This window comes from Arthrobacter sp. StoSoilA2, assembly GCF_019977195.1.
Classification (GTDB): Bacteria; Actinomycetota; Actinomycetes; order Actinomycetales; family Micrococcaceae; genus Arthrobacter.
The window spans coordinates 4,847,887-4,873,474 of the sequence record NZ_AP024643.1; the positions used below are offsets into that span (position 1 = coordinate 4,847,887).

Genomic DNA, 25,588 nt, shown 5'->3' on the forward strand with positions numbered 1-25,588 from the left:
AGTCCCACGGCTAAACCCGTAATACATGGGAACTGGCTACACCCCAACCTGACGTCGGCCACGCCTCGATAGGACGTCAGGCAAGGATCCAAACCGCAATTCTCTGACACCCCACGAACGGTGTCTTAGCCCCTAACCTGACACCCTAATCAGAGTCACCTGTTCAAAATAGGCGCAGCGGCACACCCGGCAGCGGAGGAACGGCGGGCATCTTTCCATCGGCGGGCACCTTCCCACCGAAGCGCCACGGCGTACCCGGCGCCAGCCGTGACTATCCCTACCCCACCAGATTCTCCGCCGCACCATCCATGTGGGAAATGATGGTCTCCCGCGCCTTCGCGGCATTACCGGTTTCGATCGCAGCGACAATGTCGTGATGGCGGCCTACGCTCATGTTCCGCGTGGCGCGCTCCAACCCGGCAAACATGATGGACATCCGGATGGAGCCCTCCAGGGATTCCCACGAGTGCAGCAGTGTCTCGTTTCCGGACAGGCGGCAGAGGGTGCGGTGGAATTCGAGGTCGGATTCGATCCGTTCCTCCAGGGATGCCTTCGCGGCCTTGTCCATATTGTCGACTGCGGCACGCAGTTCCGCGAGCGCGGTCTCCTTGTCCGGCATCTCGCTAAGGGTGCGGGCGGCGAGTGATTCAAGGACTCCGCGGACAGCGAAGATGTCGCGGATCTCCTTGACGTCGAGGTGCCGCACGGAAAGCCGACCCCGGGCACCGGCGGAGACCAGGCCTTCCTGCTCCAATTGACGCAGGGCTTCCCGGAGTGTGCCTCGGCTGATCTGCAGCATTTCAGACAGTTCGGTTTCCACGAGGTGCCGGCCGGGCTCAAGCTCACCGCTGGTGATCGCACTACGCAGAGCGGCGAGTGCCTGTTCGCGCAGGCTCTTCTTCTCCAGTCCCAGCAGGGATGCGGTGACGGCCATCGTGTGTGTCCTCAAATTCTATTGGCGACTGCTAACAGTCCGGTGTTAACTGTTGATACTACGGGCAGCGGTGCGGGACCGGCAGTAATTGCCGATCCCGCACCGCTGTCAGAGCAAGAATCAGCCCAGTTCAGCCAGCACCTTGGCTACGATCCGGTCAACAGACAAGCCGTAACGTTCGTGCAGCGTTGGCAACGCACCGGCGTCGAGGAATTGGTCCGGAAGCGCGATGGGAACCACGCGCTTGCCGAGACCGGCGGTTACGACGGCGGACGCAACGGTTTCGAACAGACCGCCAACAACCGTGTGGTTTTCCAGCGTGACGGCCAGGCGGTCGGTGTTCAGCTCGGCCAATACAGTGTGGGAGTCGAACGGCTTGATGGTGGGCGCGTGCACCACGGCGACATCCACGTTGTGCTTAGCAAGCGCATCCGCAGCCTGCAGGGCACGCATGGTCATCAGGCCTGAGGACACGAACACCACGTCGTTGCCTCCTCGCAGGACTTTGGCCTTGCCGAGCTCGAACGTGTAGTCGTACTCATCCAGGACGGTGGGCACGTTGCCGCGCAGCAAGCGCAGGTACGTTGGCCCGTCCGAGGCCGCAAGCTGCGGGACAGCCTGCTCAATGTCCACCGAGTCGCAGGGATCCACGATGGTCAGGTTGGGCATGCCGCGGAAGATCGCCATGTCCTCGGTTGCCTGGTGGCTCGGTCCGTAGCCGGTGGTCAGACCGGGAAGCCCACCAACAATGTTGACGTTGAGGTTCGGCTCGGCGATATCCAGGCACAGGAAGTCGTACGCGCGGCGGGCGGCGAACACCGAATACGTTGACGCGAACGGAATAAGTCCCGTCTCCGCCATGCCTGCTGCGGCTCCGAAGAGTAGCTGCTCCGCCATGCCCATTTGGAAGAACCGGTCCGGAAAGGCCTTGGCGAAGATGTGCATGTCCGTGTACTTGCCAAGATCGGCGGTGAGTCCAACAATCCTGGAGTCAGCCTCAGCTGCCTTGACGAGCGCGTGCCCAAACGGCGCCGAAGTCGTCTTCTGGCCGGGGTCCGCGAAGGACGCGATCATGGCCGAGGTCTTCAGCTTCGGCTTGGCCGGCGAACCCGGCGAACCCGCCGAACCAGCCAGGCCGGCCGAACCCGCCACACCCGCCGCCGTCGTAACTGTGCTCATACGGAAGCCGTCCCTTCGTATCCTGCGGTCAGCTGCTCGCGGCAGATCTGCCATTCGTGTTCTTCAATGCGCATGAAGTGCGCCTTTTCGCGGGTTTCCAAGAGCGGCACGCCGCGCCCAACTTTGGTGTCGCAGAGGATCACTGATGGCCGCCCGACAGCAGCTGACTGCGAACTGATGTTGTCGAACGCTGCCAGCAGCGCACCGACGTCGTTCCCGTCCACCCGCTGCGTGTACCAACCGAACGCTTCCCACTTTTCGGTGACCGGCTCGGTGCGCAGCACGGTATCCGTGGCGCCGTCGGCTTGCAGGGCGTTGATGTCCACCATGGCGGTGAGGTTCCCGAGCTGGTGGTGGTGCGCGCCCATGGCGGCCTCCCACGTGGAGCCCTCATCCAGCTCACCATCGGAGAGGAAGTTGATCACGCGGGACGCGGAGCCCTGAAGACGCAGGCCCAAAGCCATTCCGACGGCGATCGTCAGGCCGTGTCCCAGCGAACCGCCGGAGATCTCCATGCCGGGCGTGTAGGTGGACATCCCGGACATTGGGAGGCGGGAATCGTCGGAGCCGTACGTTTCGAGCTCAGCGACAGGTACGATTCCGGCTTCGGCCAATGCTGCGTAGTGGCCGATTGCGTAGTGACCCGTGGAGAGAAGGAAGCGGTCGCGTCCCTCCCAGTGCGGGTCGTCGGCACGGTATGTCAGCTGGTCGGCGTAGACGGCAGCCAGCATGTCAGCCGCGCCGAGGGCCTGGCCAACGTAACCCTGGCCTTGGACCTCGCCCATGGTCAGGGCGTGGTGGCGGATGCGGTAGGCGGCGGCACGGATGCGCTCTACCCGCTCGGCCGCGGGAGCGGCCGTGGCTGTTTCAACTGATGAGAGAGTCACTGGTTTCCTTTCGGAGCCGGGCGCGCGCCGATGGGGAGTACGCGCCCGACGTCGATGGCTGCTTAGGCGTTTACCGTCTGGGGAGTTTTGCTGGCGGCTTCTTCGGCGAGCGCACGCTCACGCTTGCCCCAGGTTTCCCGGGTGATGAGTGCTGCCCACAGGCCGATGGCTGCATAGAAGCTGAACAGCAGCGCCGGTCCCATCCAGCCCATGCTGACGAACAGCAGGGTGGTGATGAAGGGGGTGAAGCCGGAGACCATGGCGGAGATCTGGTATGACAGCGAAGCTCCGGATGAGCGGGTCTTGGCCTGGAAGAGTTCGGGGAACCATGCTCCCTGGGCTCCGGCGAGGGAATTCTGGCACACGGCGTAAGCGACGACGATTGTCGCGATGATCAGCAGGAACAGGCCCGTGTTGACCAGCATGAACATCGGGATTCCGAAGACGACGGCGAACGCGGTGGACCAGATGTAAACAGGACGGCGACCAACGCGGTCCGTCAGTTTGCCCCAGAAGTAGGTGGCGAAGATACCGATGCCGGCTGCCACGCAGAGCGCCACCAGGGTTTCAGTCTTGTCCGCCAGCTTGTTGGTGTGAAGGTAGGAAATCATGTAGGTCACGGACACTGCGTAACCGGCGGTTTCGGCAATACGGAGGCCGATGCCCCGGACAATGTTGCGCCAGTCGGTCTTGATGACATCCACGATGGGAGACTTCACGATGTCGCCCTTGGATTTGACGTCCTCAAAGACCGGGGACTCGGGAACCTTGGAGCGGATGATGAGGCCCACGGCAACCAGCACGATGCTTGCGAGGAACGGTACGCGCCAGGCCCATTCGCTGCCGAGTCCCACGCTGCTGAGGAAGACGAGGTTTGCGAGCAACAGGCCAACCGGGAAGCCGGCCTGCACGATTCCCGTGAACTGGCCCTTCTTTCGCCACGGTGCGTGCTCGTAACTCATGAGGATTGCGCCGCCCCACTCGGCACCGAAGGCCAGGCCTTGGATGACCCGTACGATCACCAGGAGCGCGGGAGCCAGGAGGCCCACCTGCTGGTAGGTGGGCAGAAGGCCGATAGCGAAGGTTGCCAGGCCCATCAGGATGAGCGAAGCCACCAGGACCGGCTTGCGGCCGAGCTTGTCGCCGAGGTGGCCACCGATGATGCCACCCAACGGACGGGCAGCGAAGCCGACGCCGAGGGTCGCGAAGGAGGCCAGGGTGCCAGTCACCGGGTCGGCGCCCGGGAAGAACGCTGTACCGAAGTACAGTGCAGCGGCGGTGCCGAAACCGATGAAATCGTAGGTTTCGATGACTGCGCCAACGCCCGAACCGACGGCAACGCGCTTTGCTTCCTTGGTTCCATGAACCGGACCACGCATGGTCAGAGCTTCATTGCTCATTTGTGTATTTCCCTTTCGAAGAGTGAGGCGCTTCTTAGGCAACTTCACTGTCGACAGTCAACATAATACGTCAACTGTGACGGAGGACACCAGCAATGTCAACAGTCAACTTCAAAGGTTGACTGTCAACAGTCAACCCGGCTAACGTGGTCTCCATCACTAAGGCCTTCTCCGGCGAGGGCCCTAACTTGAGGATCAACGACGATGTTCCATCACCGACTGGGCTGTTCTTCCATCAGCTTCCGACACCAGGATTTGGCGACTGCCCTGAAAGCCATGGGCGCCCTCGGCTTCGAAGAAATCGACCTTGGCGCGCTGCCCGGCGTTTGCGACCACGTGCCCTACGTACTGGACGCTGAGGCAGTCGAGACGGTCGCCGCCGTCGTCAATAACGCGGGCCTGCGGGTCCGCTCGGTAAACGGCGACGTCGGGGACCTGAACGCATTGCTCGACGGCGGTGCGCAGGAAGCGCGCGATCGGCACCTGGAGATGCTGCTCGCCTTGGCGGCAAAGACCGGCGCGAAGGCTCTGGTCCTGCCGTGCGGCGCGATCGACCATGACCCGGTGAAGAGCTTGGAAGAGGACATCGACGCTGTGGCAGCTCAACTGATCCACGCGTCTGCCCGCGCCAAAGAGTTCGGCGTCGAGCTGTGGACCGAATCCCTGCACTACTACCGGTTGTGCTGGAACACGGAGCGCGCCCAACTGCTCGCCGACCGCCTGGCGGGCTCCGACGTCGGAATCGTCATGGACTTCAGCCACATCGTCGCCTCCGGAGGCGACCCCCTGGACTTCGTCAATCGTTTCTCCGCCAGCATCAAACACGTCCACTTACGGGACGCTGTGCCCGCCACGGAAAACGAACCGGGGAACATCAACCTCAGCATCGGCAATGGCAAGGCCGACTTCCCTGCCGGACTCGCAGCCCTGCGGGAAGTTGGCTACACCGGCCACTTCTCCCTGGAGCTCGAAACCAGGGACGTCACCCATGATGAACGCCCGGCAGCCGCAGCCAAAGCTGCCAATTACATCACAGACCTCATCTGAACTTTTTCCACCAACCACCATTCAAGGAGCACCATGACCACCATCCAGCGCACCGCCGTCCTCACCGGAGCTACCTCCGATCGCGGCATCGGCCTGACCACCGCCCGCCGCTACGCCAACCAAGGCTGGGGCATCGTCATTCTGGACCTCGACGGCGAGAAGTCCGCCAAGGTTGCCGCCGATATAGCCAACGAATTCAACGTCCCCGCGTTCGGCTACGAAATCGACGTGGCCAACGAAGCCTCCGTCACCGCAGCCCAGGCAGCCGTCGCCGCGGAAGTTGCCGCCGGGAACCTCCCGCCCGTGGGCGCCCTTGCCAACATCGCCGGCATCACCTCGCCCATCCCGTTCCTGGAGACCACCCTCGAGCTGTGGCACAAGGTCATGGACGTCAACGCGACCGGTACATACCTCGTCACCAAGGCATTCCTTCCGGACATGATCGCCAACGGCTGGGGCCGCATCGTCAACATGTCCTCGGTCTCCGCCCAGCGCGGCGGCGGCGTGTTCGGCAAGGTTCCCTACTCCGCGGCCAAGGCTGCCATCCTCGGCTTCACCAAGGCACTTGCCCGCGAAATCGGCGAGACCGGTGTGACCGTCAACGCCATCACCCCCGGCGCCGTGGACACCAACATCCGCGTCGGCAGCACCGAAGAGCAGGAAGCTGCCATCAACGCAGGCATCCCCTTGGGCCGCAACGCCACCACCGAGGAAGTTGCCGCCGTCATCACGTTCCTCTCCTCCGAGGACTCCGCGTACCTGACGGGCACCACCATCGACATCAACGGCGGCAGCCACATCCACTAGTTCGAGCTGCTCGAAGGAAACCCAGGACCCACCATGACCAGAATCTTCAACGATCCCGCCGACTTCGCTGACGAAGCCCTCGCCGGTTTCTGTGACGCCCACTCGGACCTCGTCCGCCAGGTAGAAGGCGGCGCAGTCCGCCGCAGCCGCCCCGCAGCACCGAAGGTCGCCGTCATTACCGGCGGCGGCTCCGGACACTACCCGGCCTTCGCAGGCATCATCGGACCGGGTTTCGCTGACGGCGCCGTGGTGGGCAACATCTTCACTTCGCCCTCCACCCAACAGGCCTACTCCGTGGCCAAGGCTGCCAACTCCGGCGCCGGCGTCGTCTTCACTTACGGCAACTACGCCGGGGATGTCATGAACTTCGGCATGGCCAGCGAACGCTTGAACACCGAAGGCATCCCGGCGGAAAACGTGCTGGTCACGGACGACATCGCCAGCGCCTCCCCCGAGGAGATCGAAAAGCGCCGCGGCATTGCCGGGGACTTCGTGGTCTTCAAGGTCATGGGTGCTGCCGCGGAGGCCGGGCTGAATCTCGAGTCAGTGGTCCGCGTGGGACGCAAGGCCAACAGCCTTACCAGGACCATCGGCACTGCATTCAGTGGCTGCACCTTCCCTGGCGCCGACCAGCCATTGTTCAAGCTTCCCGAGGGACAGATGGGCCTGGGCCTGGGTATCCACGGCGAGCCTGGACTATTCGATACCGAGCTGCCGTCCGCCGTCGAGCTTGGCCAGGAGCTGGTGAAGCGCGTGCTGGCTGAGACGCCCGGGTCCGGTTCAACGCGGCTGGCCGTGATGCTCAATGGATTGGGTTCAACGAAGCACGAGGAACTGTTCGTTCTCTGGCGCACTGTGGCTCCCCTCCTCCGCGAGACTGGCTACACGCTGGTCATGCCGGAGGTCGGCGAACTGGTGACCAGCCTGGACATGGCCGGCGCTTCGCTGACGCTCACGTGGCTGGATGATGAACTTGAGCAGTACTGGACCGCTCCCGCGTTGACGCCGGCGTACCGTCGTGGGGCTGTTGGCTTCGAGGCTGCTTCGTTCGAAGACCCGGGCGTCGACGCTTCTGCCACTGACGCTGTTGACTACTCCTCCACCAGCGAGTCGCGCGAATACGCTGGGCAATGCCTCTCCGCCCTGGACGCTACTGCCGCCCTGTTGCGGGACTCCGAAACAAAACTGGGCGACATGGACGCAATCGCTGGCGACGGCGACCACGGACGCGGCATGGTCCGCGGATCCGCGGCAGCCCTCGCAGCGGCATCTGTTGCTTATGCACGTGGAGCCGGCGCTGGCTCCTTGCTCATTGCTGCCGGAGACGCCTGGGCCGACAAGGCCGGCGGTACGTCGGGAGTCCTGTGGGGTGCCGGACTGCGTGCCTTTGGCGAGCGGCTGGGAGACGCAGAAACCCCGACGCCGGTAGTCCTCGCCGAATCTGTTCGCGCCTTCGCGGACCGCATCACGAGCCTCGGCAAGGCGGACCTTGGCGACAAGACCATGGTGGATGCCCTGCTGCCGTTCGCTTCGACGTTCGCGGCGTCCGTTGCTGCCGGATCCATGGCCGAGGAGGCCTGGTCTTCCGCGGCTGACGTCTCTTCCAAGGCAGCTGCGGCCGCGGCAGAACTCCGTCCGTTGAAGGGCCGCGCCAGGCCGCTGGCCGAGAAGAGCATCGGCACGCCGGATCCAGGGGCGACGTCGCTCGCCATGGTGTTTGCCGCCGTCGGGCCGCATTTCACCGCAGTTCCCGCCACTGCAGGCAACTTCGCAGCAAGCAACTAGGAGAATCACATGCGCATCATTGTGGGCGCCGACGAAGCAGGCGTTGAGTACAAAGACCGGATCCTGGCCGACCTTGAGGCTGACTCCCGGGTCACAGAGGTCATCGACATCGGAGTAAACCCTGCGGACGAGGACTTCAGCAAGCCCTATCCGTACGTGGGCATCGCGGCCGGTGAAATGATCCGCGACGGCAAGGCCGATCGGGCCATCCTGTTCTGCGGCACAGGAATCGGCGTGGCCATCGCCGCCAACAAGGTTCCGGGCATCCGGGCTACCGCTGCACACGACTCCTTCTCCGTGGAGCGATCCATCCTGTCCAACGACTGCCAGGTCCTCACCATGGGCCAGCGCGTTGTGGGCGTGGAGCTGGCGCGTCGGCTCGCCAAGGAATGGATCGGCTACGCGTTCGACCCCCAATCCAGCTCGGCCGCGAAGGTCAGGGTTCTGAGCGACTTCGAGGGCTGCTAGGCCTTCGGGGCGCTCCTGCCTCGCGCTAAACTTGACCATGACCGGTGCCCGTGCCCGTCTCCTGGCTTGGTTCTTCGCCCTGGCCGTCCTCCTTTCAAGCTGTTCGTCCGCGAACGGCGTGGACGAGGCCGCCTCCAACCAGCCGCAACCAGTCGAGTCGGCGCAACCAGCCGACTCCGCGCAGGCAGCCGGAGGGGAAGTCGCCCTCGCCACTCAAGCACCCCCGCCGGCGTCCCCCAGCCCGACTTCGGTGCCGGCACCAGTCCCGGCACCTCTCCCGGCACCAGTCGCGACGCCTCAGCCGTACTCCCTTAACCTCTACCAACAGGGCGACTTCGTACCGCAGTACACGTTCGACTGGTGCGTAGCGGCGAGCATACAGATGATGCACAATCTCATCGATGACACCGGCGGCGGTACCTGGGCCGGCCGCGCCCAGCAGAACGAGCTATGGGACATGGCGCGAATGAGGTCTTCCGATTCATTCAACGGCGCCAACCCGTTCGGTTGGGCAGCAGTGCTGACCGCGGTGGGAATGGGCCCCTACCAAGTTGTCAGCATTGCCGACTACGACGATGCCCTCCAGACAGCGGCGCGGGCCATGGCCAGTACGGGCCGCCCGGTGGGGCTGGTCATGTGGAGTGGTCGCCACGCCTGGGTAATGAGCGGATTCGAGTCACTCGGCGATCCTGCCCAGTTCCCGGAAATTCCGGTGACCGCAGTACGCGTGCTGGATCCGCTGTACCCGTACGGCAGCGGACAATGGGGGCCATCGCCGGCCCCCAACAGCCTGCTTACCCCGGATCAGCTGGCGACACAATTCGTGGTCCGGGAGCCGCGACGCTGGAGCAGTGCGCTCCCCGCCGGGTACCTGCTGGTGCTTCCCCGGCCCTGACCAGCCCGCCGGGGCCCCGCGACTGCAGCTAGAACCCGCCGCCACCACCGGCATCGCCAGCCATGTTGGCGAAACGCGAGTAGTGACCCTGGAACGCCACGACGATGTCCTTGGTGGGGCCGTTACGGTGCTTGGCGATGAGGATGTCGGCTTCGCCTGCACGCGGCGATTCTTTGTCGTAGACGTCTTCCCTGTGGAGGAGGATGACCATGTCGGCATCCTGCTCGATGGAGCCGGATTCACGGAGGTCGGAGACCATGGGGCGCTTGTCCTGGCGCTGTTCGGAACCACGGTTCAGCTGCGACAGCGCAATGACGGGGACCTGAAGTTCCTTGGCGAGCAGCTTGAGGGCACGCGAGAACTCGGAGACTTCCTGCTGGCGGGACTCCACTTTCTTGCCCGAGCTCATGAGCTGGAGGTAGTCGAGGATCACGAGTTTGAGGTCATGCTGCTGCTTCAGCCGGCGGCACTTTGCCCTGATTTCCATGAGCGACATATTGGGGCTGTCGTCAATGAAGAGCGGGGCATCGTTCATTCGGCCCATGGTGGTGGCGATCTTGGACCACTGCTCGTCCTTGATCGTGCCCTTACGAAGGTCCTGCAGTCCGATGGTCGCTTCGGCGGAAAGCAGGCGCATCGCGATCTCGTTCCTGCCCATTTCGAGGGAGAACATGACTGTGGCCAGGTTGTTCTTGATAGCGGCGGAGCGGGCGAAGTCCAACGCGAACGTGGACTTACCGACGGCAGGGCGGGCAGCGATAACGATCATCTGGCCCGGGTGGAGTCCATGGGTCAGTTCGTCGAGCTCATAGAAACCGGTGGGAACGCCAACCATGCCTTCGCCGCGATGCCCGGAAGCTTCGATCTCGTCCACGGTGGACTCCATGACGTCCTTCAACGCCACGTAGTCTTCGGCAGTACGCTTTTCAGCAACCGCGTAGACCTCGGCCTGTGCCTGGTTGACGAGGTCTTCCACTTCGCCGTCCTGGCCGTAGCCCATCTGGACGATCTTGGTGCCGGCGTTCACGAGTCGGCGCAACACTGCGCGCTCTGCCACGATCTCGGCGTAATAGCCTGCGTTGGCGGCTGTGGGAACGGTTTGGATGAGCTCGTGCAGGTAGGCCGGTCCGCCGATCCTGTTGATCTCTCCGCGCTTGGTCAGCTCATCGGAGACCGTAACTGCGTCGGCAGGTTCGCCGCGGCCGTAGAGGTCAATGATCGACTCGTAAATGGTCTCGTGGGCGGGACGGTAGAAGTCGTGGCCACGGACAATTTCGACGACGTCTGCGATTGCGTCCTTGGACAACATCATGCCGCCAAGGACTGACTGCTCAGCGGGGATGTCCTGCGGAGGTTTCCGGCTCGAGTCCGAAGCGCGTGCGCCCTCGATTGAGTCCAAGTGCGTAACTGACAAAGCCGTCCTCCATTTGTGTACCGCTGCAGAGAGTTAGTCCTCAGTGGTGCGTAAAGCGCAGGTGTACCTGGGATGGATTGCCCGAGCCTCCGGACCAGCCGAGTGCTCCTGTTATATCCATGGGGGTCCGACAATTTTCGGCTTTCCCCAATTTCCACAACTTATCCACAGAAGTCTCCCCAAGCACGTTTGCGCGCGGCTGCCTGAAGGTCACTGAGAGGGCAAATTCCATACTGAAACAGGTACCCGAGCCACGTTAGCGGTGCGCAGTCCGGGCGCAAAGTCCACTGTCAAGCCCACATGTGGATAACCTGTGGAATACCGCCCCCGCGTTGTGCACAGTCTGTGCGTTACCCTGTGGATAGAGAAATTCTTTTTGCGGCAACTAGCTTCTGACCTGCGGAAACACTCATCACAGCCTGTGGAGCAAAGAAAGTTTTGGTGGAAAATCATCCACAGACCCGGCACGGCCGGCTGGTCGTCGTAGCCCAAAATCCATGCTAAACATGCCGCAAATGTGATGCGTCTTACAAAGAGGGCCCTAATTTGACACTGTCCTCTCAGAAGTCTATGCCGGGAATGGAATGTGCTGTGGATAACCAAGTTCTGGCATAAGCTCTAAGCATGGGGATGAACTTTGGTGACGTGCTGATGATTGCCCTTCCGCTAATTGTCCTCCTGGGCCTGCTGTGGGCGCTTTCAGCGGCTTTTAAACCGCGCGACACAGGCCTTTCGGATGCCGAGCGCTATCAACACGAACTTGCGGCCCGGTCCGCAGCGCACCAAGCCTCCCAGGTTCAGGCGGCCCTTGCTGCCCGCGCCAAAATCGAGGCTTCCACCAAGCCAAGCCAGAACGAGGCCCAGCACACCCAGCAGACGGAACAAAGCCGCGCTGCTCATCAGGCTCAAGCAGCCAGGACGGCCGGCGCCCAAAGCGGGCACCAGCCAGCGGTGCTTCCCAATGGCCAGCTCAATCCCCAGCTCGCCTTCGACTTGCAGAACCTGGTCCGCAGCGGGCGCAAGATCGAAGCCATCAAAGTCTTCCGCCAGGCAACCCATTCAGACTTACTCACTGCTAAGAACTACGTAGATCGGCTCTGACAACGCCATGGATTCCTTGTTTATCCCGCTCGTAATTTTGATCGCGGTCATTGCGGGCGTATTGCTGCTTATGCGTTCCTTCAGCAAGCGTTCGGCCGAGACCAAGGCCGGCGCCGCTGCGGCCAACCCACCCAAGGATCCAGTGCAGTTGGCGAAAGAATCGGCGGCGAAGCTGAACGAGGAACAGCACAGGCGGCTCTACTCGCTTATTGCCCAGGGCCAGGGCATGGCAGCGATCAAGCTGTATCTGCAGGCCACCGGTGAGGGTCTACGGGCATCACGCGACGCCGTGGGCGCTCTGGCCGCACACCCCCAGCCCTTCACGCCGGAGGCGCAGCCCAAGGATCTCTTGTCGGACGACGACGACGAGCCCGAGCGCTTCCCGTACCGGTACCGGGCAATAGTCAGCAAGGGCGATGTAACGCGCGAAGTGAGCAGCAACATGCTCAACGACGAGATCTACGGACGGATCCGTACCTTGGCAAAAAGCGGTGATGTGGAGGGCGCAGCATTGGCACTGACACGCCACTCGGACATCACCATCAAACAGGCCCGTGAATTCATCGAGCTCCTGGAAGACTAACGGCGGCTAGAAATCGAAAAGGTCTCCCAGGAAGCCTTCCTTCTTCTTGCGTTTACGGCCATAGTCACCCCTGCGCTCATAATCCCGGCGGTCATAGTCGCGTCGATCGCCGCGGTCATCGTAGCGGGGTTGTTGGGGCCGCGATTCAAAGGGGTTGTAGACGGGCGGCGGTGCGATCGGAGGGTGCGGCGGGGCCGGCGCCTGCCTCGCAGGGGCCGGCATGGAGTCGGCAGCGACGCGATCAATGATCTTGTCCAGCTCACCGCGGTCCAGCCATACACCCCGGCATTGCGGGCAATAGTCAATCTCCACGCCGCTTCGTTCGCTCATCACCAGGTCAATGGAATCCACAGGACACTTCATGCTTGGCCCAACGATCGGACCCGGTGAAAAGTTCGGACTACCTGCCGGCTGAAATGCCGGCCAGCAGCTGTTCGAAGGGCAGTGACTCCAGCGCCGGGGCCTTGCGGCCCGGCTGGGCGCCACTGAGCAGTTGCACGAGTTCGCCGGCCGCCCGGTCCACTCGCGCTGAGAGGGGCGAGCCGCCGTCGTCGTTTCCCCAGTCCTGGGGCCCGGCGAAGACGCCGGTGGCAGCCGTGCGGGTCCTGAGGTAGCTGAACAGCGGCCGCATGGCATAGTCCAGGACCATCTGGTGGCGGTCGGTGCCGCCTGTGGCGCCAAGCAGTACGGCTTTGCCGTCGAGGGACTTGGGGTCCAGGACGTCGATGAACGACTTGAAGAGGCCGCTATAGGACGCGCTGAAAACGGGACTGACGGCGATGATTCCGTCTGAATCCTCGACGCCGGCGATCACTTCTGCGAGGCGGGGCGCGGCATAGCCGGTCACGAAGTTGTTGGCGATGTCCACCGCCAGGTCCCGCAGCTCGACGACGTCAATCCTCACCTCATATCCTGCCGCGCGCAACTGCCGCTCGGCGGAGGCGGCCAGTTGGTCCGCCAGCAGGCGGCTCGACGACGGGACGCCGAGTCCGGCGGAAAGGACGGTGATGCGGCGGGTTTCCATGGCATTCTCCTGTTGCTCGTTCATTCCCAGCTTACATGCATATGCATCTAAATGAGTGAACGAGGGAGCATCACGAACTATTCCCGCAGGTACGGTCACAGCTGAAGAGCCAGGTCCCATCCGGACGTCGAGCGACGAACGACGGTAAAATTAAGGCTAGAGGTGCATGGCGATGTCTATGGCTTTTGTTGTTGTCCTGGTCTTGTTGGGTGCGGCTTCCCTTGCCGCGGCGATAGGCACGGTGGCGTTGGTGATCCGCGACGGTCGCGGGGAGATTCCACTGGAACCCCCGGTTCGGCCATGGTCAGCGGGACACCTCCCAAGCCGGCCGTACTCCACTCTTCCCCACATTTAGCTCACTTCGACCTGGCGGCGTGCGTGGACAGGAAGTCGAAGGTCTTGTCCCTGGCATCGCGCGCCTCGGCGAAGTTCAAGTGGAACTGGTACTCATGCGGCAGTTCGGGATCGTGGTCCGCGGCCCAAAACAATTCGGTCACCGGAACACCCGCTTCCTTCAGGCGATTGCTGTAGGGAACCGACTGAAGCCACGTCAGACCATCGCCGTTGCCGCCGCTGATGAAGGTCGGCGGGAAATCCTTGGTTACAAAATCAATGGTGGACATGGTGCTGCCCGCATATGTGGAGGACCAGTCCTTCGTTCCGGTGTAGGCCCACAGCGAGGTTTTGAAGCCCCACGCAACCAGGCCATTGAGGTCGGCCATGGCCCGCAGGTCATACACACCGCAATGCAGGATGGTGGCCGCGAGGTCCGATTTCTGGAGCGCGGGCTGGATCCCCATCAGGTTGGCATACTCGGGGTTAACAGTGAGAGTGGTCATTTGGCTGGCCAACTGCGCGCCTGCTGAATCGCCAGCCAGAACAATCCGGGTGGTGTCCACGTTCAATTCACTGGCGTGCGCTTTGATGTAGCCGAGCGCATCGTTGATGTCCCGTATCGCGGTGGGGTAGACGGCCTCCGGCGCGATCGGGTAGCTCACCCCAATGGTCGTGTAGCCCTCGGCAGCAAGAATCCGAAGATAGGGTTCCACATCGCCTTGAGCCCCCGAGATCCACGCACCGCCATGGATCCAGACGATCGTCGGGAGCGCCTCGGTAGTGCCGGCAGGACTGAAAACATCGAAAGTAGAACCGGGCTTATAAACGACACCGGCCCGCTCCTCCAACGGAGTGTCCGGGACGTAGGGCGCCATCTCGTCAATGGTGGACTGCGCTCCGCGCTCAAAAACACTGCGAATCAACATGGCGGAGGGCCAAGGAGTGGCCGACAGGGCAAGCAGGATGACCAAGATCAGAATGATGGCGAGGTCGAGTTTCCTCACTCGGGCAGGACGCCGTCGTTTGGCCTGCACAGCTGCCCTGGAACCGGGACCTAAAGGGGAACCACCTCCCTCATCCGTCCGGGCTGTTGCCGCGCCAGTCACGTTGGCTTGAGTCGATTCCAATGGCCCCATTACACACTCCCCCAGTTGGTGCACCTGTGGACCATGCTAAGTCTGCGGGGCTGGATCATGAAGGACCGGCCACCCAATTGGCTCAGTCTAATTTGTCGAAGAGGCTTGCAATATGAGTTTAAACTCATAATATGGGATCAGTGATGTGGCCTGTCTCACGGCGCGCATCAATTCCAAGCCTTCAGAGTGGAAGGCCCAACGATCGGATTCCCCCATGTCAGACATTGCTGTTCTGATCAACACAGCTGTAGCGGTCTTGGCCGCCGTCGTGCTGATCGTCCGCTTCAGAGTCAACCCCGTCATCTCCCTGGTCATCGCCTCCGTATACCTGGGCCTGGCCGTCGGCCTCGGCGTCGAAAAGACCGTCAAAACCATCACCTCCGGCTTCGGTGAGATCATGGTGGACGTCGGCCTGCTCATCGCCTTCGGCGTCTTAATGGGCTCCATCCTCAATCAGAGTGGCGCCATCCGGCGCCTTGTGGAGCATCTGCTCAAGACTTTTGGCCCGAAACGCCTGCCTTACACGATGGGCCTGGCAATAGGCACACTCCTCCAGTCCATCTTCCTTGACGTCCTGCTCGTCATCTCAGCCCCGCTGGCCCGCAAACTCGCCCCGAAAATCGGAAAGCTGGGTACAGCCCGCATGGCAACCGCCATGGCCATCGCCCTGGAATGCGGCATTGTCTTTACGGTTCCGGGCGTAGCCTCGCTGGCCTTGGCAGGCCTCCTCAACGTTCCACTCGGCAAGATGCTGCTCTTCGGCCTGTTGCTGGTTATTCCGATCATCATCATTTCCATTGCCATCATGACGTTCCTCTTCCGCCGCGGTTTCTGGAATGAAACCAAGGACGAGGACCACACCTTCGTGGCCGAGGAAGACAGCGAGGGCGAGGAGCCCACCAGCGGCCCCCTCCCCGCAACAAATACCGCCGGCAAGTCCGCAGTCGGCTCCAACACGAAGCCAACCGGCGCTGCAGTGGCTGTTGCCGAACGCGAGAGCAAAGAGAAGCCGCTGATCATGCTCTTTGCACCGCTCCTGACTTCCCTGATCCTCATCGGCGCCGGAGCCATCCTGCAGATTTTCAAGATTGATCTGCCCTGGCTCCAATTGCTTGGCGAACCCGTCATCGCCCTTCTCATCGGACTCATTGGTACGTGCCTTGTCACCCGTGCATCCATCGGGCAGAAGAAGGTTGAGGAGGCCATCACTGTCGGCTTCAAGGAAAGCGGCCAGATCCTGATCCTCACCGGTGTGGGCGGATCCTTGGCGGCCACGGTAAAGGCCGCCGGCCTCGGCGATATCCTTGGTGGCTTCTTCTCAGCGAGCACCGTCGCCCCGCTCCTGGTGGTCTGGGCCATCGCCGCAGTGCTGCACATCGCCGTCGGGTCTGTCACCCTGTCCGCCATTACGGCAGCCGGCCTGCTGGCACCCATCGCTCCCGCGATCGGCCTGGATCCAGTACTGCTCGCCCTCGCAGCCGGCGCCGGATCGCTCTTCATGGTTCACGTCACCAGCAACACGTTCTGGCTCCTGCAGTCCCTTTTGGGCCAGAGTGTGAGGGGTGCATTGAAATCGGTCACCGTGGGAGTTTCGGTAGCCTCGGTGGTCGCGATCTTGCTGATCCTGCCCATGAGCCTGCTGTTCTAATCGCCCCGCCAACCGTCCCATCACGAAGCACGCACGAGAGAAGACCATGACACACCAAACAATCGCCCCATTGGACGGCGTTCGAGTCCTCGAACTCGGCAATTACATCGCCGCTCCCACGGCTGGCAGGCTGCTCGCCGATTTCGGTGCTGAAGTCATCAAGGTCGAGCGTCCAGGCACCGGAGACGAGCTCCGCAATTGGCGCCTCCACAAGGGCAACACGTCGATGCTCTACCGCACGCTGAACCGCAACAAGAAGTCAGTGGTCCTGGATCTCCGAACGGAAGCGGGCCGGCAGGCCGTGTTGGCGCTCGTTGCAAAATGCGACATCCTGCTGGAGAACTTCCGTCCTGGAACGCTGGAAAAGTGGGGCCTCGGCCCCGAAGTCCTCAACCAGGCCAATCCGGACCTCATCGTCACCCGCATCTCTGCCTTTGGGCAGACGGGGCCACTGTCCGAGCGGCCCGGTTTTGCCGCCGTCGCCGAAGCGTATAGCGGGTTCCGCAACCTGGTGGGCGATCCGGACCGCGCGCCCGTCCGCGTGGGCGTCTCCATCGGAGACTCGATCGCGGGCCTTTACGCCGCCTTCGGCTCCATGATGAGCCTGTACCAGCGTGAAGCACGACGCCGGGACTCGGCTGGCGCTGTGCCGCTCACCGAGCGCATCATCGACGTCGCGCTGAACGAGGCGATGTTCTCCATGATGGAATCGCTCATTCCGGATTACCAGGCCTATGGCGTGGACCGGCAGCGCGTTGGCGGCCGCATGGAAGGGATCGCTCCCTCCAACGCCTATGTCTGCAAGGACGGCGCCAGCATTGTGGTGGCCGGCAACGGGGACTCCATTTACCAGCGGTACATGGAAACCATCGGCCGGGCGGACCTCGCCAAGGATCCCGAGCTGCAGAGCAATGCAGGACGCTGGGCACGCCGCGAGGAACTGGACCAAGCCATCGGCGAATGGTCCGCGCAGCTGACAGCTCCTGAAGCTTTGGCAGCCCTGGACGCCGTTGGGGTTCCGGCTGGTCCCATCTACACAGCCGCGGACATCAGCACGGACAGCCAGTACGCGGCCCGCAACATGATCCAGAAGTTCGACGTTTCCACTGGCGAGGAGATCCTTCCGGGGGTAGGTTTCCCGGGCATCGTTCCCGTGATCGGAGACCAGTCCCTGCCCATCCGCAACCTGGGACCGGATCTCGGCGAAAACACTGAAGAAATCCTTGGCGGGCTCCTTCACTTGGATGCTGCGCAAATCGATGCGGCTTCGGGCCGCGAGGAGGCTCTCCGACCATGAACCGCTTTGAAAGCCCCCTTGCCACAACACTGGGCAACACCATCCTGCGGGACGTCACCCTGAGGGACGGGCTTCAGCTCACCGGCAAACTCCTGCCCACTGAGCAGAAGATCGAAACGGTGCGTGAGTTACTGCGGCTGGGCGTGCCGGCCATTGAGCTGGGATCCATGGCCCGGGCTGACCTGGTCCCCACCATGGCGAACACCTTGGAAGTAGTCCAGGCGCTCACTCCCGAGGAACTGGAAAAGTGCTGGATCTGGGTAGCGACACCCGGCCACGTTGCCAAGGCATCTGCTGCGGGCGCACGGAATTTCCAATACTGCCTGTCTGCTTCCGATTCACATAACAAGGCGAACATTGGCCGCACCACGGACGAAAGCCTGGGGGCTTTGCCCGAGGCGGTTGAGTACGCCCGGGCAGCCGGAGGCCAGATACAACTCTGCATCGCAACGTCCTTCACCTGTCCTTTCGAGGGCTACGTGCCGGAGGAGCGGATCCTTTCGATCGCCAACGATCCCCGGGCCGAGGGCACCACGGACATCGTCATTTGCGACACCTTGGGGCAGGCCGTTCCCGCCCAGGTGTCCAGCCTGATCACGCGGGTACGGGATGAATCCCCTGCCCGGCGGATCGTCTATCACGGTCACGACACCTGGGGCTTGGGCGTGGCCAACACCCTCGCTGCAATCCAGGCGGGCGCCGCTATGGTGGACGGCGCTTTGGGCGGCCTGGGCGGTTGCCCGTTCGCGCCCGGCGCCAGCGGCAACACCTCCAGCGAGGACATCCTGTTCGCCACACGTCCCGAATGGCTCACGCCGGACGTGTTTGGCGAACTCGTGGTCCTGTCAGAGAAGCTGCTTGCCGAGCTGGGCGAGCCCAACCGTTCAAAGGCTGCCCAAGGCGCGCGCTCCCGGGCTGCAGCTTTCGACTGGGTCATCCCGTCCTCCACAGGGAGCAACTAACCGTGGGCAACCACTTCCTTGTCACTACGGCCATCCCTGAGCCCGGTCTGCAATTGCTCTCCGACGCCGGCCAGGTCACGGTCCTTCCCCAGCCACCTGATTACGCAACACTTTCAAGCTTGTGCGCTTCGGGAGACTACGACGTTGTCCTCACCCAATTACGCGACGTCATCGACGAACCACTGCTGGCCGGGGCGCGGGTGAAAGGCGTTTCAAACTACGCCGTAGGCTACAACAACATCGACGTCGAAGCCGCCACCCGGCACGGCATCCTCGTTGGCAATACACCCGGCGTCCTGACCGACGCGACGGCGGATATCACCATGCTGCTCATCCTCGGTACTGCACGCCGCGTGGTGGAAGCCGACAGGGTTGTCCGCGAAGGAAAGTTCCTCGGATGGGAACCGGAGTTCATGCTCGGGCGGGACGTCTCAGGCGCCGTCCTGGGCCTGGCTGGTTTCGGCAGGATCGCCCGCGCCGTAGCTCGGCGGGCCCTGGGTTTCGGCATGGAAGTGCTCTTCGCCCCACGGCCACCCGGCGACCGTCCGGTCTCCGACCAGGAACTCGGTGAGTTCGCAGGAAAGGTCCGGCAAGTGCCTTGGCTCGAGCTGGTGAAGCGCAGCGACTTCCTCTCACTGCATGTTCCGCTGAACGAACAGACCCGACACCTGGTAAACGCCGACGTGCTGGCGCGGATGAAGCCCGATGCCATCCTCATCAACACTGCCCGAGGTCCCGTGGTGGACGAAGCCTCTCTCGTGGAGGCCCTCCGCGCCGGTGTCATCGCCGGGGCTGGTTTGGACGTGTTCGAGGACGAGCCCCGCCTCTCGCCCGGACTCGCCGACCTGCCAAACACGGTTCTCCTGCCACACGTCGGCAGCGCAACCGTCCCTGTCCGCGCCGAAATGGCCAGGCTCAGCGCCCTCAACGCGATCGCAATCGCCGAGGGCAACCTGCCACTGCACGCCGTCAACCCTCTCGCCAGAGCATGAGCATTCTGGTTGCCCCTGACAGTTTCAAGGGCACGTATACGGCTGCTGAGGTTGCGTCTGCTATCGCAGCAGGAATTCACGACGGCGGCGGCTCGGCTACTCAGCTACCTGTCGCCGACGGCGGTGAGGGGACTTTCGAAGCACTCTGCCGCAGCCTTCGCGCCTCGCCGGTGAGTGTCGACGTCGTCAATTCTTGGGGCGAGCCGCTCCGGGCGATTCTGGGGATGGCACCCGACGGGACCGCCGTCGTCGAGGTGGCGCAGGCGAGCGGGATATCTGCCGCGCGGAACAGCCCCCAGGACAGTATGTCCGCCAGCACCTATGGGACGGGGCTCCTGATTGCTGCTGCCGTGGACCTTGGAGCGTCGAGTGTTCTGGTGGCGGCGGGCGGCTCCGCGACCACAGATGGAGGCCTCGGAGCCGTTCGAGCCATCAAGGAAAATGGGGGCCTTGGCCGCGCCAGGATCACTGTGCTTTCCGACGTGACCACCTCGTTCCTGGATGCGCCAAGGATCTTCGGACCGCAGAAAGGCGCCGATCCCGCCACGGTTCAGCTGTTGGAAGAACGATTGCGGCAGCTCGCCACGTCCCTTCCTCGAGACCCTTCAAACGTGCCGCGCACCGGCGCGGCCGGAGGGCTATCCGGCGGCCTCTGGGCGCACTTCGGCGCAGAACTCGTATCCGGAGCGGAGGCGGTGCTTGACGCCTCCGGTTTTGACAGGCTCCTTGAATCGGCTGAGGCCGTGGTGGTTGGTGAAGGCCGGCTGGATTCGCAAACCGGAGAGGGAAAGATCATCTCCGCCATCCTCAAACGCGTTCGGAAGAGTCCGCGGGAGATCCCGGTGGTGGCCGTAGTGGGGTGCGTCGCAGACGACTTGGGCAGATATGCGGAGAACTTTGCTTCGGTGTTGGTAGCGACTGATGCCGAGGCGATGCGGGCTGCCGGGCTGGCCGTCGCAAGGCTCTAGCTTGGCTTCCCCGCTCCGCCGGCTGCCATCAACTCCAGCCGTTTTAGTGTCTCGCGGTTGCGGACGGTGATGATGGGATCCCGGAGCACCTTCGGCACCACCTTTCCCGGGCCCCGGGTGGCGTCCTCAGCCATGGAAACGCGGCACTGGTTGCCACCCAGATCCTTCAAGGTAATGCGCACTTTTGCCTCACCTACGGGCCAGCCACGGGCTAAAAGTTCCAGGCTCCGTCCAGGTTCCACGGCGGTGACGCTGGTGCTGTCGTTGAGAAGGAGCGGCCAGGCTCCCACGGAGTGATGCAGCTTTGAACCGACCTGTGGCCAATGATCATCCACCGCACGAATCCTTGAGGCGCCAACTACCCACCCGGAGTAGAGCCAGCCATCGGCGATGACATTCCAGACGTCGGCGGCAGTTGTGTTGAACAGCTGGGTAACGGTGGACATGGATTTCCCTTCTGTGTGCCTTCGGCATCTGTGGTGAGACTAAGCTAAGCATGCTTACAAATTGACTGCCATAGCCCGCCTACACTGTTGGCATGGTCATCAGGGAGTGGCGTTACTGGGCGGCATGCGTAGCTCTGGTGTCCATGCTGCCTCTGGCGTCATGTGACGGTGTCCGCCGCCAGGAACCGCCGACCACCTCCAAGGATCAGCCCATCATCGTGGAGGTCAATCAGTCCCGCGACCAATACGGCAAGCAAGCCATCCTCATACAGCTCACCAACACCACAGACAATCCCCTTACCGTGAGTGGTGCGCGGCTGAGCTCCCCGTTGTTTGAGAAAGACATTATCTGGGAGCCAACAACGGGCGTTCTGGAGCTACCACCCCGGCAGCCCAAGAGCCTTCCCGCCAATTTGCCTGCTCCGCATTGCAGGCAGTTATCTTCTGAACCCGTCAAGGCCGTCGTTCAATATTCGGAACCAACTCAGGGACCCACGGAAACCTCGGTTGAGGCGCGGGATCCGTTCAACGTCCTGCCCCGGAACAGCGACGAGCTGTGTTTGGGAGCCGATGCTGCCTCCGTAGCCGCCATCGTCTTGGACCCCGCCCTTGAGGTGGCCCCGGATGGCCGCACCGCCGTCGTGCGTCTTGTCATCACCCCTGTGAGCACCCCCGGTCAGTCGCCCCAAAAGCTCATGATCAAGTCCATCGACGGAACCACCCTGCTGGCCGAATCGCCTGCGGATCCCTGGCCCCGCGACATCACGATAGCCTCTGACGCGGCCATGCGGGAGTTACCCGTGACGATCCGTCCGGCGCGATGCGACCCGCATGCAGTGGCCGAGGATAAGGTGGGAACGCTGTTGCCGCTGAGGATTTCGGTGGGCGCACGGGAAGGCGTGCTGAAGGTTGCAGCACCGAATGAGTTACGTGGGCGTATCTACGACTTCGTGACGGCGGCCTGCGGTGGAAAGTGAGGGTTCGCTTGATGTCGATTGCCGGAAGGACAGACGTCACCCCGAAGCTGGCTGCGCTCCGGGGTGAGCCGTTCAATCCCGCCTTATCTATTTGTCAGTACTCGAAGTGACGGTCCCCTCTGAGAAGACGAACTCACCTATGACCGTGACGCCGTCGAGGTCGTAGACCGGGATACTCACCGGACCCTTCGGTCGGTTTGCCTGCCAATGCAATGCTTCTTCTGGCGACTTGAATAGCGACGGATCGCCACTTGCTACTTTTCGTTCGCTGTTCTTGACGTACCCAATTCGATCGTTGGTTGCATAGGCCCGAATCAGGTCCGGTTCAACGGAAACCCCCTCGACCTCAGTTGGAAGCCCATACGTTTGGCCAGCGGCATTTTTCTCGAAGGGGGCGTCACTCAACACGACGGCGGGCGATTGGGGCGATACTTCGGGAGTGACTGTGGGCTGGGATGTAGCGCTGGCAACTCCGATTCCGGCACCGCCGAGAAGAATTGCTCCTAAAAGGACAGTTGTGGTTCGGGTTTTCAACAGACGTTTCATTTGCCGCTCCGAAATCATGGGTTCTGGACTTTCCCTGGAATAGTCGAGTACTGGTTATAGGAGCTTGACCACGTGTTCCAAGCCATGGTTTCACCGTGGCTGTAGAAGTACCGCATTCCTCCACCAAAGTTGTAGTAAGCCGTGTACCCCCGCCACTCGCCAGGGCAGAGGGTGACCTCGGTGTAGTACCAAGGACCTTCAGACCTCAGAGCAGCGCCAGTGCCGCTCGCCGAACTCTCAAAGAGCTTCGCTTTAGCAGCGATCGAACCTGCTGAGACACAATGCGTGTCCGGTCCGCTTCTCGTTTCTCCCCAAGCCTGAGTACTTTGCACGATGACGTTGGCCTGATTCCAATATTGAATTCCGCTAACCGTGGAGACACCTCGATCTCCGGGCGCATTACCCGCGTGCGCAGCAGTGGGCAACAGTGCCAGGGCTGTCGCTAGGCTTCCTGCCAGTAATGTTTTTTGTAAGAGACGCATAAAATCCTCCAATGCCTCGAATTCAAAACTCGCCCTACTACCTAAATTCCCTATATACGTTTTCGCACAATAGAATACGGCCGTCACTGCCTCACTCCGCCCGCGTCACCAGGCCAACACTGACGTGCCGACACCTACTAGGTGTGCGCGCACACGGAAACGTGACGCAGTTCTAATTACCCAGGATCGAGGAGAATTTTTTTTGCGGCATCATCGAGCCGGAGTTTCCCTCAAGAACTGGCAGACATAGGCCGCGCTGGAAGTGCGGCCTATGCGCTCGAATGGCATGTCGGGCCAGCTTGACCGTTAGTGCCGCAGCGTTGAGATTTGATCGATGGCAACACGTAGAATTTCATACGCATTGAACGGCGATTCTTGCCTAAGAACCGGACGAGCAGAACACGTTCCAGAGACTCACTATGAACGAGTAGACCGCCGAATCCATGTAGCCGATCTTGCAGCCCAGTGAAGCTGGCCTTAGCCCACCGTAGCCAAGGCGGCCGGAGCGCATTCCACCCTGACTTTCACATTGGCTTCCACCGTCTTCACTTCACCGTCCATCTGGTATGGCAGGGGTTTGAGAGTAGTGAATTCGTAGCTGCTCACGCTCGGCTGATCACCCAGGCCCTGGGTGGTTGCGCGGAGGGCTGTCAGCAGCACACGCCATTTGGGCATGTGTGGAAAGACGATGACTTCGAATTTTCCGTCAGAGGGGTGATCTTCGGCCTCGCTGAGTGTGGCGTACTTGGCCATTTCGGGGATGTTGGCGAAAACCAGGCTGTCGAATTTCCTGCGTTTGCCATCGGATGTGCGGATGGCGAATGGCTCGAATTTTGAAAACGTCTTAATGACGGAGACCATTTCAGTCAGGGCTCCCTTGCTGCCCTTTTCGAGCTCAGTGGCCACAACAGGTGTGAGACCAAATCCGATATAGGAATGCGCATATTCCAAAGGCTGGCCTTCTTTTTGGCCTGTGTGAATGCTCAAGAGGTCAATCTTCCGGACGTGGCCCTCAGCAATAGCTTCTTCCAGTGGCTTGGTTCCCGTGATCCGTCGGTGATCGTTGGCGTTGCCCGCAGCCATGACCGCACACACGGCTTGCGGGTTCCCGGCCTGCATTACTCCGTTGACAACCTCGTTATAGCCACCGTCACCACTCACGGAGACAACCAGGACGTCGCCTCCCTTTGCCGCCGCCGTCCTGGCCAGCTCAACGGCATGTCCAGCGTGTTCAGTAGGCTGCAGGGTAATCTCTGGCGCGTAGGAGAGCATGTCCTTCAGCTTGACCTGTAATTGCTCAGCCAGTTCGGGTGCATCACCTGTGCTGTTGGGATTGAAAATAATGGCGATCGATTCAAAATTCCGTGCAGAATGCATAATGTGCTCCTTGCGTGTACGCCCGTTTGGTTACTACCCGTTAGCTCTTAATAGCCCTTACGACTCCCCCGGGAACCGCCCGCCGATGAGTCTGGTCATGTGTTCCGCTGTTGCGAGCAAAGGTTCCACCCACGCCTGGCACGTCTCCAGCGGCATCCGCAGCGTCGGGCCGCTGATGGTGACTGCTCCCACCAGGGCAGCAGCTGAATCGAACACAGGCGCCGATAGCCCGGAGGCACCGTCTTCCCGCTCCCCCACGGTAATAGCAAAGCCATCCGCCCGCGTCTTCTTGACTGCTGTCTCCAATTCCTCGGAACTGGTGATGGTGTAGTCCGTGATCGGCTCCAACGGGTCCTGAAGGACAGCCTCCATCAGTTCAGGAGACCAAGCAAGCAGGACCCTTCCCGCCGAACCCGCATGAAGCGGGATGATCTTGCCAAGGTGCATCTCACGCCGGAGCGCGTGACGGGTATCTGCCATGGCGACGCAAACGCGGTAGTGCTGTTCTGCTTTGAAGAAGCACGCAGTCTCACCGGTAGTATCGCGCAACGTCTTGAGCAGCGGGCTTAGAATGTCAACCACTTCCATGCCACGGGTGGCCGGAGCTGCCCAATACGCCATCCGCATGCCAATGCGGTACGCGTCGCCTTCCCGGTCCAGGAATCCTTGGGACGTCAGGTTGGTGACGAGACGCTGCACCGTGGAGGTCGGCATCCCCGTGTGCTCACGAATGTCGCTCAGCTGCAGCACCGGCTTCGACAGGGAGAAGGCGTCCAGGATGGACGTGATCTTGCCAAGGACAAGCAAAGGGTTGCCGTTGGCCTTCGCGGAAGCATCGGATGCTGACATAAGTCTCACGCTAAACGCTCGCCCGGGGGGACGCCAATCCATCCCCCA

General features: G+C 62.0%; 26 protein-coding genes. 14 read left to right on the top strand and 12 right to left on the bottom strand.

The annotated features are described in order from the left end of the window. Nucleotides 1–277: 277 nt before the first annotated feature. The 4 genes from LDN82_RS22165 to LDN82_RS22180 all read right to left on the bottom strand — a co-directional run bounded on the left by LDN82_RS22165 (nt 278) and on the right by LDN82_RS22180 (nt 4,400). Nucleotides 278–934: a GntR family transcriptional regulator gene (locus LDN82_RS22165; RefSeq protein WP_224165872.1), complete on the bottom strand. Its 657-nt coding sequence runs from the start codon at nt 932–934 to the stop codon at nt 278–280. Nucleotides 935–1,054: 120 nt separating this feature from the next. After that, complete coding sequence (locus LDN82_RS22170; RefSeq protein WP_224167596.1) at nt 1,055–2,008, bottom strand: transketolase C-terminal domain-containing protein; 954 nt, start codon at nt 2,006–2,008, stop codon at nt 1,055–1,057. Nucleotides 2,009–2,109: 101 nt separating this feature from the next. Continuing rightward, a complete protein-coding gene (locus LDN82_RS22175) occupies nt 2,110–3,000 on the bottom strand; it encodes a transketolase (protein ID WP_224165873.1) in 891 nt (296 codons plus the stop codon). Between the two features lie 62 nt (nt 3,001–3,062). Continuing rightward, nucleotides 3,063–4,400, bottom strand: a complete 1,338-nt coding sequence (locus tag LDN82_RS22180; protein ID WP_224165874.1) for an MFS transporter — start codon at nt 4,398–4,400, stop codon at nt 3,063–3,065. 204 nt (nt 4,401–4,604) lie between these two features. On the opposite strand from LDN82_RS22180, the gene LDN82_RS22185 reads away from it, so the two are divergent. From LDN82_RS22185 to LDN82_RS22205, 5 genes are read left to right on the top strand one after another with little or no spacing between them, the layout of a single operon-like run. Next, the gene (locus LDN82_RS22185; RefSeq protein WP_224165875.1) at nt 4,605–5,447 is read left to right on the top strand and encodes a sugar phosphate isomerase/epimerase; all 843 of its coding nucleotides are present in this window, start codon (nt 4,605–4,607) and stop codon (nt 5,445–5,447) included. A gap of 33 nt (nt 5,448–5,480) precedes the next feature. Then, entirely contained in the window at nt 5,481–6,254 is a 774-nt protein-coding gene (locus LDN82_RS22190; RefSeq protein WP_224165876.1) for an SDR family NAD(P)-dependent oxidoreductase, read from the top strand. Nucleotides 6,255–6,287: 33 nt separating this feature from the next. Continuing rightward, nucleotides 6,288–8,039, top strand: a complete 1,752-nt coding sequence (locus tag LDN82_RS22195) for a dihydroxyacetone kinase family protein (protein ID WP_224165877.1) — start codon at nt 6,288–6,290, stop codon at nt 8,037–8,039. Between the two features lie 9 nt (nt 8,040–8,048). Beyond that, on the top strand, nt 8,049–8,507 hold the full coding sequence (locus LDN82_RS22200) for a ribose-5-phosphate isomerase (protein WP_224165878.1): 459 nt from the start codon (nt 8,049–8,051) through the stop codon (nt 8,505–8,507). Nucleotides 8,508–8,544: 37 nt separating this feature from the next. Beyond that, complete coding sequence (locus LDN82_RS22205; RefSeq protein ID WP_224165879.1) at nt 8,545–9,402, top strand: hypothetical protein; 858 nt, start codon at nt 8,545–8,547, stop codon at nt 9,400–9,402. A gap of 28 nt (nt 9,403–9,430) precedes the next feature. Here the strand turns inward: LDN82_RS22205 and dnaB are convergent, their stop codons facing one another. Then, nucleotides 9,431–10,816 carry a replicative DNA helicase gene (gene dnaB, locus LDN82_RS22210; protein WP_224092586.1) on the bottom strand — a complete coding sequence of 462 codons (1,386 nt, stop codon included), beginning with the start codon at nt 10,814–10,816 and terminating at the stop codon, nt 9,431–9,433. A 630-nt stretch (nt 10,817–11,446) separates the two neighbouring features. Between dnaB and LDN82_RS22215 the strand changes: the two genes are divergently transcribed. Continuing rightward, the gene (locus tag LDN82_RS22215; RefSeq protein WP_224093934.1) at nt 11,447–11,917 is read left to right on the top strand and encodes a hypothetical protein; all 471 of its coding nucleotides are present in this window, start codon (nt 11,447–11,449) and stop codon (nt 11,915–11,917) included. A gap of 7 nt (nt 11,918–11,924) precedes the next feature. Next, nucleotides 11,925–12,500, top strand: coding sequence for a hypothetical protein (locus LDN82_RS22220; protein ID WP_224092578.1), 576 nt, complete (start codon nt 11,925–11,927; stop codon nt 12,498–12,500). 6 nt (nt 12,501–12,506) lie between these two features. Here the strand turns inward: LDN82_RS22220 and LDN82_RS22225 are convergent, their stop codons facing one another. Together LDN82_RS22225 and LDN82_RS22230 are read right to left on the bottom strand one after the other, a co-directional pair. Next, a complete protein-coding gene (locus tag LDN82_RS22225) occupies nt 12,507–12,851 on the bottom strand; it encodes a zf-TFIIB domain-containing protein (protein ID WP_263422276.1) in 345 nt (114 codons plus the stop codon). Between the two features lie 49 nt (nt 12,852–12,900). Beyond that, nucleotides 12,901–13,524, bottom strand: a complete 624-nt coding sequence (locus LDN82_RS22230) for an FMN reductase (RefSeq protein WP_224167597.1) — start codon at nt 13,522–13,524, stop codon at nt 12,901–12,903. Between the two features lie 178 nt (nt 13,525–13,702). Here LDN82_RS22230 and LDN82_RS22235 point away from each other — a divergent pair, with 178 nt between their 5' ends. Further along, entirely contained in the window at nt 13,703–13,879 is a 177-nt protein-coding gene (locus tag LDN82_RS22235) for a hypothetical protein (protein ID WP_224165881.1), read from the top strand. A gap of 1 nt (nt 13,880) precedes the next feature. Here the strand turns inward: LDN82_RS22235 and LDN82_RS22240 are convergent, their stop codons facing one another. After that, nucleotides 13,881–14,996 (bottom strand): alpha/beta hydrolase, encoded by a 1,116-nt coding sequence (locus LDN82_RS22240; protein ID WP_224165882.1) that lies wholly within the window; start codon nt 14,994–14,996, stop codon nt 13,881–13,883. Between the two features lie 214 nt (nt 14,997–15,210). On the opposite strand from LDN82_RS22240, the gene LDN82_RS22245 reads away from it, so the two are divergent. The 5 genes from LDN82_RS22245 to LDN82_RS22265 are packed head-to-tail and all read left to right on the top strand — an operon-like array spanning nt 15,211 to nt 20,863. Beyond that, nucleotides 15,211–16,644: an SLC13 family permease gene (locus tag LDN82_RS22245; protein WP_224165883.1), complete on the top strand. Its 1,434-nt coding sequence runs from the start codon at nt 15,211–15,213 to the stop codon at nt 16,642–16,644. A 46-nt stretch (nt 16,645–16,690) separates the two neighbouring features. Next, the gene (locus LDN82_RS22250) at nt 16,691–17,941 is read left to right on the top strand and encodes a CaiB/BaiF CoA-transferase family protein (RefSeq protein WP_224165884.1); all 1,251 of its coding nucleotides are present in this window, start codon (nt 16,691–16,693) and stop codon (nt 17,939–17,941) included. After that, a complete protein-coding gene (locus tag LDN82_RS22255) occupies nt 17,938–18,903 on the top strand; it encodes a hydroxymethylglutaryl-CoA lyase (protein WP_224165885.1) in 966 nt (321 codons plus the stop codon). The genes LDN82_RS22250 and LDN82_RS22255 overlap by 4 nt, the downstream gene beginning before the upstream one ends. Before the next feature lie 2 nt (nt 18,904–18,905). Further along, complete coding sequence (locus LDN82_RS22260; protein WP_224165886.1) at nt 18,906–19,895, top strand: D-glycerate dehydrogenase; 990 nt, start codon at nt 18,906–18,908, stop codon at nt 19,893–19,895. Then, nucleotides 19,892–20,863 (top strand): glycerate kinase, encoded by a 972-nt coding sequence (locus tag LDN82_RS22265; protein WP_224165887.1) that lies wholly within the window; start codon nt 19,892–19,894, stop codon nt 20,861–20,863. Before LDN82_RS22260 ends, LDN82_RS22265 begins: the two co-directional genes overlap by 4 nt. Here the strand turns inward: LDN82_RS22265 and LDN82_RS22270 are convergent. Beyond that, complete coding sequence (locus LDN82_RS22270; protein WP_224165888.1) at nt 20,860–21,309, bottom strand: SRPBCC family protein; 450 nt, start codon at nt 21,307–21,309, stop codon at nt 20,860–20,862. The two genes, LDN82_RS22265 and LDN82_RS22270, sit on opposite strands and share 4 nt — an antisense overlap. 92 nt (nt 21,310–21,401) lie before the next feature. On the opposite strand from LDN82_RS22270, the gene LDN82_RS22275 reads away from it, so the two are divergent. Next, nucleotides 21,402–22,286 (top strand): hypothetical protein, encoded by an 885-nt coding sequence (locus LDN82_RS22275; protein WP_224092537.1) that lies wholly within the window; start codon nt 21,402–21,404, stop codon nt 22,284–22,286. Nucleotides 22,287–22,373: 87 nt separating this feature from the next. Here LDN82_RS22275 and LDN82_RS22280 read toward each other — a convergent pair whose 3' ends face one another. The 3 genes from LDN82_RS22280 to LDN82_RS22290 form a co-directional block, all read right to left on the bottom strand. After that, the gene (locus tag LDN82_RS22280) at nt 22,374–22,832 is read right to left on the bottom strand and encodes a hypothetical protein (RefSeq protein ID WP_224165889.1); all 459 of its coding nucleotides are present in this window, start codon (nt 22,830–22,832) and stop codon (nt 22,374–22,376) included. 959 nt (nt 22,833–23,791) lie between these two features. After that, nucleotides 23,792–24,691 carry a diacylglycerol kinase family protein gene (locus LDN82_RS22285; protein WP_224165890.1) on the bottom strand — a complete coding sequence of 300 codons (900 nt, stop codon included), beginning with the start codon at nt 24,689–24,691 and terminating at the stop codon, nt 23,792–23,794. A gap of 57 nt (nt 24,692–24,748) precedes the next feature. Continuing rightward, the gene (locus LDN82_RS22290; protein WP_224092536.1) at nt 24,749–25,540 is read right to left on the bottom strand and encodes an IclR family transcriptional regulator; all 792 of its coding nucleotides are present in this window, start codon (nt 25,538–25,540) and stop codon (nt 24,749–24,751) included. Nucleotides 25,541–25,588 lie beyond the last annotated feature (48 nt).